13 protein-coding genes are annotated in these 15131 nt (G+C 63.4%); 8 read left to right on the top strand and 5 right to left on the bottom strand.

Features of this window, described 5'->3' with window-relative positions; translation table 11 throughout:
• Positions 1–9: 9 nt before the first annotated feature.
• From MRBLMU1_RS04535 to ompA, 5 genes are all read right to left on the bottom strand, one after another.
• Entirely contained in the window at positions 10–1125 is a 1116-nt protein-coding gene (locus MRBLMU1_RS04535) for a hypothetical protein (RefSeq protein WP_363497645.1), read from the bottom strand.
• 159 nt (positions 1126–1284) lie between these two features.
• Positions 1285–2322: a hypothetical protein gene (locus MRBLMU1_RS04530; RefSeq protein ID WP_363497642.1), complete on the bottom strand. Its 1038-nt coding sequence runs from the start codon at positions 2320–2322 to the stop codon at positions 1285–1287.
• Positions 2323–2633: 311 nt separating this feature from the next.
• Complete coding sequence (locus MRBLMU1_RS04525) at positions 2634–3329, bottom strand: HAD family hydrolase (RefSeq protein WP_363497639.1); 696 nt, start codon at positions 3327–3329, stop codon at positions 2634–2636.
• Between the two features lie 10 nt (positions 3330–3339).
• Positions 3340–4035, bottom strand: a complete 696-nt coding sequence (gene ubiG / locus MRBLMU1_RS04520) for a bifunctional 2-polyprenyl-6-hydroxyphenol methylase/3-demethylubiquinol 3-O-methyltransferase UbiG (RefSeq protein ID WP_363497636.1) — start codon at positions 4033–4035, stop codon at positions 3340–3342.
• Positions 4036–4174: 139 nt separating this feature from the next.
• On the bottom strand, positions 4175–4888 hold the full coding sequence (gene ompA, locus MRBLMU1_RS04515) for an outer membrane protein OmpA (RefSeq protein WP_363497633.1): 714 nt from the start codon (positions 4886–4888) through the stop codon (positions 4175–4177).
• A 452-nt stretch (positions 4889–5340) separates the two neighbouring features.
• Between ompA and gyrA the strand changes: the two genes are divergently transcribed.
• From gyrA to cmk, 8 genes are all read left to right on the top strand, one after another.
• Positions 5341–8034, top strand: coding sequence for a DNA gyrase subunit A (gene gyrA, locus MRBLMU1_RS04510; RefSeq protein ID WP_363497631.1), 2694 nt, complete (start codon positions 5341–5343; stop codon positions 8032–8034).
• A gap of 115 nt (positions 8035–8149) precedes the next feature.
• Entirely contained in the window at positions 8150–8713 is a 564-nt protein-coding gene (locus MRBLMU1_RS04505; RefSeq protein ID WP_363497628.1) for a DUF2059 domain-containing protein, read from the top strand.
• 17 nt (positions 8714–8730) lie between these two features.
• Entirely contained in the window at positions 8731–9852 is a 1122-nt protein-coding gene (serC, locus tag MRBLMU1_RS04500) for a 3-phosphoserine/phosphohydroxythreonine transaminase (protein WP_363497625.1), read from the top strand.
• Positions 9849–10922 carry a prephenate dehydratase gene (gene pheA / locus MRBLMU1_RS04495; protein WP_363497622.1) on the top strand — a complete coding sequence of 358 codons (1074 nt, stop codon included), beginning with the start codon at positions 9849–9851 and terminating at the stop codon, positions 10920–10922. Before serC ends, pheA begins: the two co-directional genes overlap by 4 nt.
• A gap of 26 nt (positions 10923–10948) precedes the next feature.
• Positions 10949–12058, top strand: a complete 1110-nt coding sequence (hisC, locus tag MRBLMU1_RS04490) for a histidinol-phosphate transaminase (RefSeq protein ID WP_363497619.1) — start codon at positions 10949–10951, stop codon at positions 12056–12058.
• Between the two features lie 17 nt (positions 12059–12075).
• Complete coding sequence (locus MRBLMU1_RS04485) at positions 12076–12990, top strand: prephenate dehydrogenase (protein ID WP_363497616.1); 915 nt, start codon at positions 12076–12078, stop codon at positions 12988–12990.
• 20 nt (positions 12991–13010) lie between these two features.
• Positions 13011–14324: a 3-phosphoshikimate 1-carboxyvinyltransferase gene (gene aroA / locus MRBLMU1_RS04480; protein WP_363497613.1), complete on the top strand. Its 1314-nt coding sequence runs from the start codon at positions 13011–13013 to the stop codon at positions 14322–14324.
• A gap of 15 nt (positions 14325–14339) precedes the next feature.
• Entirely contained in the window at positions 14340–15014 is a 675-nt protein-coding gene (gene cmk / locus MRBLMU1_RS04475) for a (d)CMP kinase (protein WP_315216964.1), read from the top strand.
• The last annotated feature ends 117 nt before the right edge of the window (positions 15015–15131 follow it).

Genomic DNA, 15131 nt, shown 5'->3' with positions numbered 1-15131 from the left:
CGCCGGGCCTTATTTCTTGTCCGGCTTGGCCTTGTCGGGTACGCGCGTGACGATCACCTCGCCGTCGACGACGGTGCAATCGATCACGTGGCTGCGCGAGACCGCCGCGTGCTGGGAGAACAGGTCGTGGTAGGGGCCTGTCTCTTCCAGGCGCAGGTCGATGCGGAAGCTCTGCAGGTGGTTGGCGGCGTGCACTTCGCGCACCCGCTGCTTGCGCACCTCCGCCTCCTTGTCGCTGCGGCCGTGCATTTGCGGGCCCTCGAAGTAGCGGATCAGCGCGCATTCGATGAGGTCGATGCGGTCCTTGAGCAGCAGATCGGCCGCGATCGCGTTCTGGTTGACCGGCATGTCGACCGGATCGCCGTCGTCGGACAACACCTCGACGTTCATGCGCTGTATCAGCAGCAACATGTCGTTGTCGTCGTTGTTGATCTGGTGGATTTTTTGTATCGCCGCCAGGCGACCGCGCGCCAGCCGGCCGGCCGCGTCCTTGGTTTGGCCGACGTATTGCACCTTGCTCTGGAAGCGCAGGTCGTTCTCGTATTGTTGCAGCACGTCGTGGATCGACAGCGCCTCGATCAGGCCGCCCCAGTTGAGCGTGATGAAGCGGTCGGTCATGACCACGGACGGCTTCTTGAGCGTGGCCGCGAACGGCACCGTCAGCTCGATGGTGATGCTGTCGCGCTTTTCCTCGGCGCCGATGACGATCGGCACCGTCAGCTTGAGGGAGAAGAAACCCCAGCTGGTCTTGCCGTTGATATCGAAGCGCACGCGCGGACGGTTGACGGCGAAATAAATCAGCCGCTTTTCCATCGTCGCTTCCAGGTCGAACTGGATGCGGCGCAGCTGGCGTCCGACCGGATCGCGGATGTCGGGCCGCTCGGGGAAGCCGGCCACCAGGTCGTACCAGTGATATTTTGCGTCGGCGACAGTGACCACCCAGGTTTGCGGCGCCGCCCCGCGCTGGGGCAGCAGCGGCAGCAGGTCGTCCAGTGGTTCGGCCGGCGGCGCCAGCAGATCGTGGAATGGCTCCGGCGATTCGGCAAACAGTTCGCCTATGCCCAGTTCTTCGGGGCTGGGATCGGGATAGTCGTCGGCGATTAGGGTCGGGTAATCGCTCGTCATGATGCGCACTCCAGGGTCTCGTTTGATTGGTCGTTTATTGGGACTTTTATTGACTACAGTATAGACCTTCCTTGTGATATTTCCACTTGGCAATGCCGGAAAGCGGCTAATTAGTCACACATTCTCACACTCCGCGGGGAACCCGGGCGTTTCGGCATGCTAGCGTTTGCCATCCGGCGCCGGCGGCACGGGCAGCGCGGCGACCCTGGCCTCGCCGTCGGCGATGAAGCAGCTCAGCAGATGGGACGGCGCCGGCGCCACCTGGTCCGAGCACAGCTTGTCGTAGTTGCCGGCCTCGGGCAGTTCGAGGTCGATGGTGAATTGCACCAGGTTGTTCGCCTGCTGCACCTCGGCCAGCCGCGCCCGGCCCAGCTTGCGTTGCTCCTGGGTGAGTCCGCGCGCGCCGGCGTCCTCGAAATGGCGGATCAGCGCCGCCTCGACGATGTCCATGCGTTCGGCCCGCAGCGCCTCGGCCGCGCGGGGATGGGCGTTGCAGGGCAGGTCGGCGGCGTCGCCGTCGGCGCAGATCACGTGCACGTTCAAGCTTTGCACCAGCAGCAGGGTGTCGTAATCGTCGCCGAGGCGCGCATGCAGTTTTTGCAGCGCCGGCAGCCTGGCCCTGGACAGGCGCGCATCCGGGTCGCGGGTCTGGCCGACGTGGATCACGCGGCACGGCGCGGCCAGATGGTTGGGGTAGGTCTGCAGGATGTCGTGGATCGAGAACGCCTCGATCAGGCCGCCCCAGTTGAAGGTGACGAAGGTCGGCGTCATCGTAACGGTCGGCTTTTTCAGCGTGGCGGCGAACGGCACTTTAAGTTCGATGGTCAGGCTGTCCCTGGCTTGCTCGCCGCCGACCAGCAGCGGCAAGGTCAGCTTGAGCGAGAAGAATCCCCATTGCACCGCGACGGCCGTATCGAAGCGCACGCGCGGCCGGGTGACGGCGAAGAACAGATGGTGTTTTTCGGCCACCGCCTCCAGTTCGAACTGCATGCGGCGCTGGTAGCGGCCGACGGGGTCGCGGATGTCCGGGCGTTCGGGGAAGCCGGCGATCAGGTCGTACCAGTGGTAGCGGGCGTCGGCCACGGTGACCATCCAGCTTTGCGGGGCGTGGGTGTGCTCCGGCAGGTCCGGGTTGAAATCGGCGAACTGTTCGGGGTAGGGCTGCGGGGATGGGGCAGCCTGTTCAGGGTTGATCATGATGGCCTGACGAAGAGTGGAGAAGTGTCCGCTGCTCCTGTTTCCATCACACCACGGTTGATCTAATGGAAATAAGTATTTCTACGCAGTAATTCGGAGACTATACCTGTCAGGCGTTTTGAGCAACAAGTTTATTTAGATGGATTCATGGGGCATACCGAAGCGTACGAATTGCCTCGGCGGCACGCCGTGATCGGCCATGCATGCGCCGCCGGGACGCGTGCATGGCCGATTACGCTGCGCTAATCCGCCCTACGTGTTTTAGATTTGATCAGCGTTATCCGGGCCGTGCGATCATTGGCCCCTTGGCGTCACGCCGCCAATTGCGCCTTGTCCGCCACGGCCGAGCGCATCAACGCCAGCAACTGCTCCGGCGTATCGAGCACCAGGTCGGCCTGCCAGCCGTGCGGCTCGACCGGGCCGCAATAGCCCCAGCCGCAGCCGATGCTCGGCATGCCGGCGGCCTGGCCGGCCTGGATGTCCCGCAGGTCGTCGCCAACATACCAGCACTGCTGCGGCGGCAGGCCCAGGCGCGTGGCCGCTTCCAGCAACGGCGCCGGATGCGGCTTGGCGTGCGCGGTCGTGTCGCCGGAAATGATGCAGGCCGCGTGTCCCAGCCCGATCTGCGGCAGCAGCGGATCGGTGAAGCGCGCCGGCTTGTTGGTGACGATGCCCCACTGCAGCCCAGCCTCCTCGATGCCGGCCAATAGCTCGACGACGCCCGGGAACAGCGTGCTGTGCACCGCCATCGCCGCCTCGTAGTTGTCGAAGAACCCTTCGCGCAATTCGACAAAGCCGTCGTCGCCCGGCTTCAGGCCGAAGGCGGCGCCGATCATGCCGCGCGCGCCGGCCGAAGCGGTCGGGCGCAATAGTTCATAGGCGGTCGGTTCCAGCCCGCGCACCGTGCGCAGCAGGTTGACGGCGGCCGCCAGGTCGGGCGCGGTGTCGGCCAGGGTGCCGTCCAGGTCGAACAGGATGGCGCGCGGCGCCGGGAGTGCGGTAGTCATAGGCAGGCGATCAGAGCGGACGGGTGGTGGCGACCAGATAATTGACGCTGGTGTCTTCGTTCAGGGAATAAATCTTGGTCAGCGGATTGTAGCCCATGCCCTTGAAACCCTTGAGATCGAGGCCGGCGCTGCGGACGAATTGCGACAGTTCGGACGGCGTGATGAATTTATCGTAGTCGTGGGTGCCGCGCGGCAGCATGCGCAGCACGTATTCGGCGCCGATGATGGCAAACAGATAAGCCTTAGGATTGCGGTTCAGGGTCGAGAAGAACACATGGCCGCCCGGTTTGACCAGGGTGGCGGCGGCGCGCACGATGGCCGCCGGGTCCGGCACGTGCTCGAGCATCTCCATGCAGGTGACGACGTCGAATTGGCCCGGCTCCTGGGCCGCCATCTCCTCGGCGGCGATCAGCTTGTAGCGCACCTGCACGCCCGACTCCAGGCTGTGCAGGTCGGCCACCTTGAGCGCTTTTTCGGACAGGTCGATGCCGGTCACGGTGGCGCCTTTGCGCGCCATCGACTCGCTCAGGATGCCGCCGCCGCAGCCGATGTCGATGACGTTCTTGCCGGCCAGCGGCACGCGCGCGTTGATCCATTCCAGGCGCAGCGGGTTGATCTCGTGCAGCGGGCGGAACTCCGAGGTCGGGTCCCACCAGCGATGGGCCAGGTCGGAGAATTTCTGTAGTTCTAATGGATCGGCGTTCATGGGCTCGGTGTTCCGTGGGAAAAGTATTCGCTATTCTAAAGCAGCGGGCATAAAAAAACCCCGCCGGGGCGGGGTTTCTGTGCGGCGCGGGCACCGTAGCGTTAATTTCTTAACGCAGCGGTGCGGGCATCTGCCTGTATTACTTGCTGGTGCCGACGACTTCGATCTCTACGCGACGGTTTTTAGCGCGGCCTTCTGCAGTTTTGTTGTCTGCGACTGGCTGTTTCTCGCCTTTGCCTTCGGTGTACACGCGGTTGGCGTCGACGCCTTTGGAGATGATGTAGGCTTTGACGGCTTCAGCGCGACGGATCGACAGCTTCTGGTTGTACTCATCCGAACCGACCGAGTCGGTGTGACCGACGGCGATGATGACTTCCAGGTTGATCGAGCTCAGTTTCGAGGTCACGTCGTCCAGCTTGGCTTTGCCTTCTGGCTTCAGCACGGCTTTGTCGAAATCGAAGAACGCGTCAGCGGCGAAGCTCACTTTTTGCGCGGTCGGCACTGGCACTGGCGCTGGGGCCGGGGTCGGTGCGGTTGGCGCAGGAGCGGCTGGCGGTGGTGGCGGCGGTGCTACGCATTTGCCGTTTTCCAGTTTTTCTGGCTCAACGCACAGTGGCAGGTCGCAACCTGGCACGGCATCGGCCGGGGTCCAGTAGCCGGTGCGCCAGCACAGGCCGAACGGGTCACGGGCGATCACGCCGCGCGAATCCTGAACGTAGGCGCTCTTAGGAGTAGCAGCCTTGATGTCTTGGGTGACGGGAGCGTACGGTGGAGCGGTAGGGGTAGGGGTCTGGGCGATTGCCGAGCCGGCGAAAGCTGCCGACACGGCCAACATCGAAATAAGTTTTTTCATATTTTTCTTCCTTTCGGGGGTGATATCCGCAGAAAAACTGCGCGACGTATATTACGTGGGCCGAATTCTACCACGCAGGGGCGTCACGCTTGTCTCCCGATTGCGAAACGAGCAATTAACTTCTGAACCATTTTGCCACAAGCGATCCGGGGGCGTGAAAAGGGGCCAACATGGCGCCGATTCGCGTCCGACCAAAATGTTGTTTTGTTGCAACGTGATTGTCGATAATAATTGAGTAATGTGTCATCAATATTACATGGTGTTACAACGCGTGAGGCAGCGCACACAAGGCATGGACACCGGGCTGGCGGCCAATTTGTGCTAGTTGCGCGGCCCGCATGCTAAAATCGCACGCTTGCCCTTCCAATTAGGATAGGGAGGGCAGGAGTGCAGTAAGTGCGGCATACATTGCTTAAAAGATAACCCACAGTCAAAGATCAGTCGACCCGCCAATGGATCAATTCGCAAAAGAAACAATCCCTATTTCCCTCGAAGAAGAGATGCGCAAGAGCTACCTCGATTACGCGATGAGCGTGATCGTGGGCCGCGCCTTGCCTGACGTGCGCGACGGCTTGAAGCCGGTGCACCGCCGGGTTCTGTTCGCGATGCATGAAATGAACAACGTGTGGAACCGTCCGTACGTCAAGTGCGCCCGCGTGGTCGGCGAGACGATGGGTAAGTACCACCCGCACGGCGACGCCTCGATTTACGACACGCTGGTCCGCATGGCGCAGGACTTCTCGCTGCGTTACATGCTGGTCGACGGCCAGGGTAACTTCGGTTCCGTCGACGGCGACGGCGCGGCGGCGATGCGATACACCGAGTGCCGCCTCGACAAGATTTCCGCCGAACTGCTGGCCGACATCGACAAGGACACCGTCGACTTCCAGCCCAACTACGACGGCAAGGAAAAAGAGCCGACCGTCCTGCCGACCCGCATCCCCAACCTGCTGATCAACGGCTCGTCCGGTATCGCGGTCGGCATGGCGACCAACATCCCGCCGCACAACTTGCACGAAGTGATCGCCGGCGCGCTGCACGTGCTGCGCAACCCGACCTGCACCATCGACGAGCTGATCGAGCTGATCCCGGCGCCGGACTTCCCGACCGGCGGCACCATCTATGGCGTCTCGGGCGTGCGCGACGGTTATCGCACCGGCCGCGGCCGTGTGGTGATGCGCGCCAAGACCCACTATGAAGAGTACGGCAAGGACGGCGGCCGCACGGCCATCATCGTCGACGAGCTGCCGTACCAGGTGAACAAGAAGTCGCTGCTCGAGCGTATCGCCGAGAACGTGCGCGACAAGAAGCTTGAGGGCATTTCCGACATCCGCGACGAGTCCGACAAGTCGGGCATGCGCGTGGTGATCGAGCTGAAACGCGGCGAAGTGCCGGAAGTGGTGTTGAATAACCTGTACAAGCAGACCCAGTTGCAGGACACCTTCGGCATGAACATGGTGGCGCTGGTCGACGGCCAGCCGCGCCTGCTGAACCTGAAAGAGATGCTGCAGTGCTTCCTGTCGCATCGCCGCGAAGTGGTCACGCGCCGCACCGTGTTCGAACTGCGCAAGGCGCGCGAACGCGGCCACGTGCTGGAAGGCCTGGCGGTCGCGCTGGCCAACATCGACGACTTCATCGCCATCATCAAGGCGGCGCCGACGCCGCCGGTCGCGAAAGCGGGCCTGATGGACCGTTCGTGGGATTCGTCGCTGGTGCGCGAGATGCTGGCCCGTACCGGCGAAGGCGACACCATCGGCGGCATCGACGCCTTCCGTCCGGAGCACCTGCCGAAGCACTACGGCATGCAGGCCGACGGCATGTACAAACTGTCCGACGACCAGGCGCAAGAGATTCTGCAAATGCGCCTGCAGCGCCTGACCGGCCTGGAACAGGACAAGATCGTCAACGAATACAAAGACGTGATGGCCGAAATCGCCGACCTGCTGGACATCCTGGCCAAGCCGGAGCGCGTGACCACCATCATCACCGACGAGATGACCCACGTGGTCAACGAATTCGGCGACCGCGCCAAGGATCCGCGCCGTTCGAACATCGAGCATAACGCCACCGATCTGGGCACCGAAGACCTGATCACGCCGCAGGACATGGTGGTGACGCTGTCGCACACCGGTTACATGAAGGCGCAGCCGATCACCGAATACCGCGCGCAGAAGCGCGGTGGACGCGGCAAGCAGGCCATGGCGACCAAAGAGGAAGACTGGATCGACCAGCTGTTTATCGCCAACACGCACGATTACATCCTGTGCTTCTCCAACCGTGGCCGCATGTACTGGCTCAAGGTGTGGGAAGTGCCGCAAGGCTCGCGCAACTCGCGCGGCAAGCCGATCGTCAACATGTTCCCGTTGGCCGACAACGAGAAGATCACCGTCATCCTGCCGCTGTCGGGCGAGAACCGGACCTTCCCCGAAGACCACTACGTCTTCATGTCGACCAGCCTCGGCACCGTGAAGAAGACGCCGCTGAAGGACTTCAGCAATCCACGCAAGGCCGGCATCATCGCGGTCGACCTGGACGAGGGCGACTTCCTGATCGGCGCCGCGCTGACCGACGGCGAGCACGATGTGATGCTGTTCTCCGACGCCGGCAAGGCGGTGCGCTTCGACGAGAACGACGTGCGTCCGATGGGCCGCAACGCCCGTGGCGTGCGCGGTATGAACCTGGACGAAGGCCAGCGCGTGATCGCGCTGCTGGTGGCGGAAAACGAGCAGCAGTCGGTGCTGACGGCGACCGAGAACGGCTTTGGCAAGCGTACCCCGATCATCGAGTACACCCGCCACGGCCGCGGCACCAAGGGCATGATCGCGATCCAGACCTCCGAGCGTAACGGCAAGGTGGTGGCGGCGACCCTGGTCACGCCGACCGACGAGATCATGCTGATCACCACCGGCGGTGTGCTGATCCGCACCCGGGTGGCGGAAATCCGCGAAATGGGCCGCGCCACGCAGGGCGTGACCCTGATCGCGGTGGAAGATGGCACCAAGCTGTCCGGCCTGCAGCGCGTGGTCGAAACCGACATCGACGAAGTCGAGCTGGAACCTGGTCCCGACGGCAAGCCTGCCGACGTGCCGGTAGCCGACGCTCCGGCGGCGGACGATACTTCTGCGGACGACAATCCGGCGGAATAAGCGCAGCAAACAAGCCCCGGTCGCAGTGTCGGACCGGGGCCGGCGGGGCCAGGGTTTATTTCGCGGATTAGTGCGACAATAAGACTGGCCCCGTTGTCATTTCAAGAGAGAATTCATGAAGAAAATCGTAGCAGCCGTCGTTTCCGCCTTCGCCCTGGTCGGCACCGCACCGTCGTTCGCGCAAACTTCAGCGCCGGCGCCAGCCGCCGCCATCGATCCGGCAACGCTGGCAGCCTCGCAAGAGCTGTTCGAGGCGATGAACCACCGGGCCATGATGACCGGGATGATGCAGCAGATGTCGCAGGGGATCGCGCAGTCGATGCGCGCCGGCGCCGAGGCGGGCATCAACAACAATCCGAAGCTAACCGCCGATCAGAAAAAGCAGGCGCTGGACAAGATGGAAAAGGAACTGCCGGGCGTCGTCAGTGCCATGCAGGGCGTGATGAACGATCCAGGGTTGATCGACGAGATCCTGGCCGAGACGGTGCCGATCTACGCGCGCACCTTCAGCGCCGATGAGCTGAAACAGATGACCGCTTTCTACCGTACGCCGGTCGGCGCCAAAATGCTCGCTTCGACGCCGCAGTTGATGGCGCAAGGGATGCAGGTCGGACAGCAGGTGGTCGCGCGCCGTATCGGACCGCTGATGCAGAAAATGCAGCAAGAAAGCAAACAGTAACCAACAAAGGATCCACAGTGACTCACATCTATAACTTCTCCGCCGGCCCGGCCGTGCTGCCGAAGGAAGTGCTGGCGCAAGCCGCCGCCGAAATGCTGGACTGGCATGGCAGCGGCATGTCGGTGATGGAGATGAGCCACCGCGGACCGGAGTTTATCTCGATTTACAAGGCGGCCGAGCGCGACCTGCGCGAGCTGCTGGCAGTACCGGACAATTACAAAATCTTGTTCATGCAGGGCGGGGGCTTGTCCCAGAACGCCATCATTCCGTTGAATCTGGTCGGCCACAAGCCACAACCAGCAACCATCGATTTCATACATACCGGTTCGTGGTCGGGCAAATCCATCAAGGAAGCGGCCAAATACGCCAACGTCAATATCGCCGCCTCGTCGGCCACCGGCGTGCCGCCGCAGTCGGAGTGGAAGCTCACCCCCGGCGCGGCCTACGTCCACATGTGCACCAACGAGACCATCGACGGCATCGAGTTCGACTTCGACACCGGCCTGCCGGCGGCGCAACCCGACGTGCTGATGGTGGCCGACATGTCGTCGCACATCCTGTCGCGCCGCATCGACGTCTCGAAGTACGGCCTCATTTTCGCCGGCGCGCAAAAGAACATCGGCCCGGCCGGCGTGACCATCGTCATCGTGCGCGAGGATTTGCTGGGCAAGGCGCTGCCGGTGTGCCCGTCGGCGTTCGACTTCAAGCTGGTCGCCGACAACGACTCGATGTACAACACGCCGCCCACCTACGGCATCTACATCGCCGGCCTGGTGTTCCAGTGGCTGAAGAAGAACGGCGGCGTCGCCGCGATGGAAAAGGTCAATATCGCCAAGGCGGAGCTGCTGTACAAGGCGCTCGACGTCGACGATTTTTACCAGACCAGGGTGGCCAGGGAAAGCCGCTCGCGCATGAACATTCCGTTCTACCTGAAGGACGAAAGCCAGAACGAAGCCTTCCTGGCCGGCGCCAAGGCGCGCGGCCTGCTGCAGCTCAAGGGCCACAAGTCCGTCGGCGGCATGCGCGCATCGATCTATAACGCGATGCCTATCGAGGGCGTACAGGCGCTCGTGGATTATTTGAACGAATTCGCCGGACGCAAAGCCAATATCGCCAGCAACGACTTGAAAACGCCATGACAGACAAACTCAAACCACTGCGCGAACAAATCGACGCCATCGACGCGCAAATCCTCGACCTGCTGAACCGCCGCGCCAAGGTGGCGCAGGAAGTCGGCCACGTCAAAGCCGAAACCAACGCCCCGGTGTTCCGCCCCGAGCGCGAAGCCCAGGTGCTGCGCGGCGTGGCCGACCGCAATCCCGGCCCGATGGGCAACACGGAGATGCAAACCATCTTCCGCGAGATCATGTCCGCTTGCCGCTCGCTGGAAAAACGCGTCACCGTCGCCTTCCTCGGTCCGGCCGGCACCTACAGCGAACAAGCGGTCTACCAGCAGTTCGGCACCGCCGTCGATGTGCTGGCTTGCTCGTCGATCGACGAGGTGTTCCGCGCCACCGAGGCCGGTACCGCCGAATTCGGCGTGGTCCCGGTCGAGAATTCGACCGAGGGCGCGATCGGCCGCACGCTCGACCTGCTGCTGCAAACACCGCTGACGATCAGCGGCGAGGTGGCCATCGCCGTGCGTCACAGCCTGCTGACCGGCAGCGGCAACATGGACGGCGTGACCGCCATCTGCGCCCACGCGCAGGCGCTGGCCCAGTGCCAGATCTGGCTGAACAATAACTATCCGGACGTCGAACGCCGCGCCGTCTCGTCCAACGCCGAAGCGGCCCGCATGGCGCGCGACGACCACTCGATCGCCGCCATCGCCGGCGAGCGCGCCGGCGTGCGCTATAGCCTCGGCACAGTCAAGGCGAATATCCAGGACGATCCGCACAACCGCACGCGCTTCGCCGTCATCGGCCATTTGCAAACCGGCCCGTCGGGCAAGGACCGCACCTCGATGGCCTTGGCCGCGCCGCACCGCGCCGGTTCGGTGTATCGCCTGCTTGGATCGCTGGCGCAGAACAACGTGTCGATGACCCGCTTCGAATCGCGCCCGGCCCGCAACGGCAACTGGGAATACTATTTCTACGTCGACGTCGAAGGCCACATCCAGAACGAATCCGTGGCCAAGGCGCTGGACGAGTTGCAGAGCAACGCCGCTTTCTTTAAGGTGCTGGGATCGTATCCCGTAAGCCTGACTTAATCTAAAACATAGAATAGAGACAGAACATGACCAAGAACTACGGACCAGAATACGTTAGAGCCATCGCCCCTTACCAGGCCGGCAAACCGATCGCCGAAGTGGCGCGCGAATTCGGCCTCGATGAAGCCTCGATCGTCAAACTGGCGTCGAACGAAAACCCGTTCGGCGTGCCGGAATCGGCGGTGCAGGCGATGACCGCCGCCGCCACCGATCTGGGACGCTACCCGGACGCCAACGGCTTCGAGCTGAAAGCGGCGCTGTCCAAGCGCTATGACGTGCCGGCCGACTGGATCACGCTGGGCAACGGCTCCAACGATATCCTGGAGATCGCCGCCCACGCCTTCGTCGAGCGCGGCCAGGCCATCGTCTACTCGCAGTACTCGTTCGCCGTGTACGCGCTGGCGACGCAGGGCGTCGGCGCGCGCCATATCGTGGTGCCGGCCAAGGCCTACGGCCACGACCTGCCGGCCATGCTGGCGGCCATCGACGCCGACACGCGCCTGGTCTTCATCGCCAACCCGAACAACCCGACCGGCACCTTCATCCCGGCCGCCGACATCCAGGCCTTCCTGGACAAGGTGCCGGGCAATGTGGTCGTGGTGCTGGACGAGGCATACAACGAATTCCTGGCCGAGGAAAACCAGTTCGAATCGGCCGAATGGGTCAAGAAGTATCCGAACCTGCTGGTGTCGCGCACGTTCTCCAAGGCCTATGGCCTTGCGGGTCTGCGCGTCGGTTTCGGCATCGCCCAGCCGGCGCTGACGGACCTGATGAACCGCATCCGCCAGCCGTTCAACGTCAACTCGATGGCGCAAGCGGCCGCCATCGCGGCGCTGAACGACAAGGACTTCCTCAAGCGCAGCGCGGCCAACAACGCCGCCGGCTATCAGCAATTCACCGAGGCGTTCAATCAGCTGGGACTGGAGTTCGTGCCGTCGTACGGTAACTTCGTGCTGGTCAAGGTCGGCAACGATCCGGCGGCCGGCGCGCGCGTCAACCTGTCGTTGCTGAAGCAGGGCGTCATCGTGCGCCCGGTCGGCAACTACGGGCTGCCGGAGTGGCTGCGCGTTTCCATCGGCCTGCCGCAGGAGAACGCGGTGCTGATCGCCGCGCTGACCAAGGCGCTGGCGGAGTGACAGGGGAGGATAACTTCGTGTTGAACAAGGTCGTCATTTTTGGCGTAGGCCTGATCGGCGGGTCGTTCGCGCGCTCGCTGAAGAAGGCCGGCGCCGTCGGCAGCGTGGTCGGCATGGGCCGCTCGGCGGCCTCGCTGGAGCGCGCCAAAGAGCTGGGCATCATCGATGTCATCGGCGCGACCGGCGACGAGGGCATGGCCGAGGCATTGCAAGGCGCCGACCTGGTGCTGCTGGCCGCGCCGGTGGCGCAGACCGAGGCGATCCTGTCGGCCATCGCGCCGCACCTGCAAGCGGGCACCGTCGTTACCGACGCCGGCAGCACCAAGTCCGACGTGGTGGCGGCCGCGCGCCGCGCGTTGGGCGGCAAGGTGGCGCAGTTCGTGCCGGGTCATCCCATCGCCGGCCGCGAAACCAACGGTCCCGAGGCTGCCATCGACGATCTGTATGTCGGCAAGAAGGTGGTGTTGACGGCGCTGGACGAAAACGCGGCGGAGGATGTCGAACGCGTGGCCGCCGCCTGGCGCGCCTGCCATGCCGTCATCCATCGTTTGACGCCTGAAGAACATGACAAGGTGTTCGCCGCCGTGAGCCATTTGCCGCATTTGCTGGCGTATGCCCTGGTGGACGACATCGCCAACAAGCCGCATGCGGATTTACTGTTCCAGTATGCGGCCAGCGGTTTTCGCGATTTCACAAGGATCGCCGGATCGTCGCCGGAAATGTGGCGTGACATCAGCCTGGCCAACCAGTCGGCGCTGCTGACGGAGCTGGACGCCTATCTGGCACAATTGACGGGACTGCGCGCCCGTCTGGCCGCCGGTGACGGCGCCGCGCTGGAGAGCGTGTACGGCAACGCCCAGCGTGCCCGCCACCAGTGGATTACCGCGATCGAGGCGGCCGAAGCGCCGCCTTCAAAAGATAAAGCTGAATAGACAGCAGAACAAGGAACAGTATGACCCACGAATATATCGACCTGGCGACGGTCGCGCATGTGGAGGGCGCGGTGCGCCTGCCAGGCTCGAAGTCGATCTCCAACCGCATCCTGCTGCTGGCGGCGCTTTCGCAAGGCGACGTCGCCATCGTCGACCTGCTGGCCTCCGACGACACGGCCGTCATGCTGGCGGCCCTGCGCTCGCTGGGCGTGCAGTGGACCGAGGAAAAAACCGCCACCGGCACCATCCACCACGTCAAGGGCGTGGCCGGCGTGCTGCCGAATAAATCGGCCGATCTGTTCATGGGCAACGCCGGCACGGCGATCCGTCCGCTGACCGCCGCGCTGGCCGTCATCGGCGGCGACTATAAGCTGCACGGCGTGCCGCGCATGCACGAGCGCCCGATCGGCGACCTGGTCGACGCCCTGAACGCCGCCGGCACCGACGTCGAATACACCGGCAACCCGGGCTTCCCGCCGCTGCACATCAAGCAGGGCAAGATCCACGCGCAACGCCTGTCGGTGCGCGGCAACGTGTCGAGCCAGTTCCTGACCGCGCTGCTGATGGTGGCGCCGCTGATGGCCACCGAGCACGCCATCACCATCGACGTCGAAGGTGAACTGATCTCCAAGCCCTACATCGAGATCACCTTGAACCTGGTGCGCCGCTTCGGCGTCAAGGTCGAGCAGGACGGCTGGAGCTCGTTCACCGTGCAGCCGGGCCAGGTCTACCAGTCGCCCGGCACCATCCACGTCGAGGGCGACGCTTCGTCGGCGTCGTACTTCCTGGCGGCCGGCGCCATCGCCGGCGGTCCCGTGCGCGTCGAAGGCGTGGGCCGCGATAGTATTCAGGGTGACGTGCGTTTCGTCGCGGCGCTGGAGCAGATGGGCGCGCAGATCACCATGGGCGACAACTGGATCGAGGCCAGGTCGAATGGCGTGCTCAAGGCCATCGACGCCGACTTCAACCACATTCCCGACGCCGCCATGACGATCGCGGTGGCGGCGCTGTACGCCGACGGCACCAGCACCTTGCGCAACATCGCCAGCTGGCGCGTGAAGGAGACCGACCGCATCGCGGCCATGGCGACCGAATTGCGCAAGGTCGGCGCCATCGTCGAGGAGGGCCCGGATTACATCAAGGTGACGCCGCCGTCCGTGATCACGGCCGCCACCATCGACACCTACGACGACCACCGCATGGCGATGTGCTTCTCGCTGGTGTCGCTGGACGGGGCCGCGCGCAAGGGCAACGTCATGCGCATCAACGATCCCAAGTGCGTCGGCAAGACCTTCCCCGAATACTTCGCGGCGTTTGCCGCGATTGCAAAATAAGTAGATTAAAAAACAATGGTCACATCCCAAATCCCAGTCATCACCATCGACGGCCCGACCGCATCCGGCAAGGGCACCGTCGCGCACCGCGTTGCCGATAAGCTCGGCTTCCATTACCTGGATTCGGGCGCCCTGTACCGCTTGACGGCGCTGTCGGCCCTGCGCCGTGGCACCGACCTGAACGACGAACACGCGCTGGCCAAGCTGGCCGAGCACCTGCAATGCAGTTTCCAGGGCGGCGATATCATTTTGTCGCAGGAAAACGTCACCGACGCCATCCGTGCGGAAGAGGTGGGCAACACCGCTTCAAAAATTGCAACATTCCCGACCGTGCGCCACGCGCTGGTGGGGCTGCAACTGGGGTTCCGCAAGGCGCCGGGCGTGGTGGCGGACGGGCGCGACATGGGCTCGGTGATCTTCCCGCACGCGGTGTTGAAGGTGTTTTTGACGGCGTCTGTCGCGGCACGGGCCGATCGCCGTTATAAGCAATTGATTGGCAAGGGAATTTCTGCTAATATGGAAGACCTACTGATGGATTTGCAGGCGCGGGACGACCGGGATACCCACCGGGCCATCGCGCCGCTGGTGCCAGCGGAAGGGGCGCATGTGCTGGATACATCCAATATGACCGCTGATCAAGCGGTCGAACAGGTGTTGCAGTGGTATGCGGCAGTGGGCAAGCCCCACTGAAATTGTAGCAAAGGCGGGTCCGGCAGGCCGAGTAAGTACTTACTTGCGGGACTTTGATCAACCTTAACCCAACTGAAGTCGCATATCGCGAGCCTTGTTGGCAACCTGGAAGTCACA

The sequence above is a fragment of the Burkholderia sp. LMU1-1-1.1 genome, from assembly GCF_040675865.1.
Classification (GTDB): domain Bacteria; phylum Pseudomonadota; class Gammaproteobacteria; order Burkholderiales; family Burkholderiaceae_D; genus Rugamonas.
Note: the sequence above shows the minus strand (reverse complement) of the source record. Positions and strands in the feature narration are given on the sequence as shown.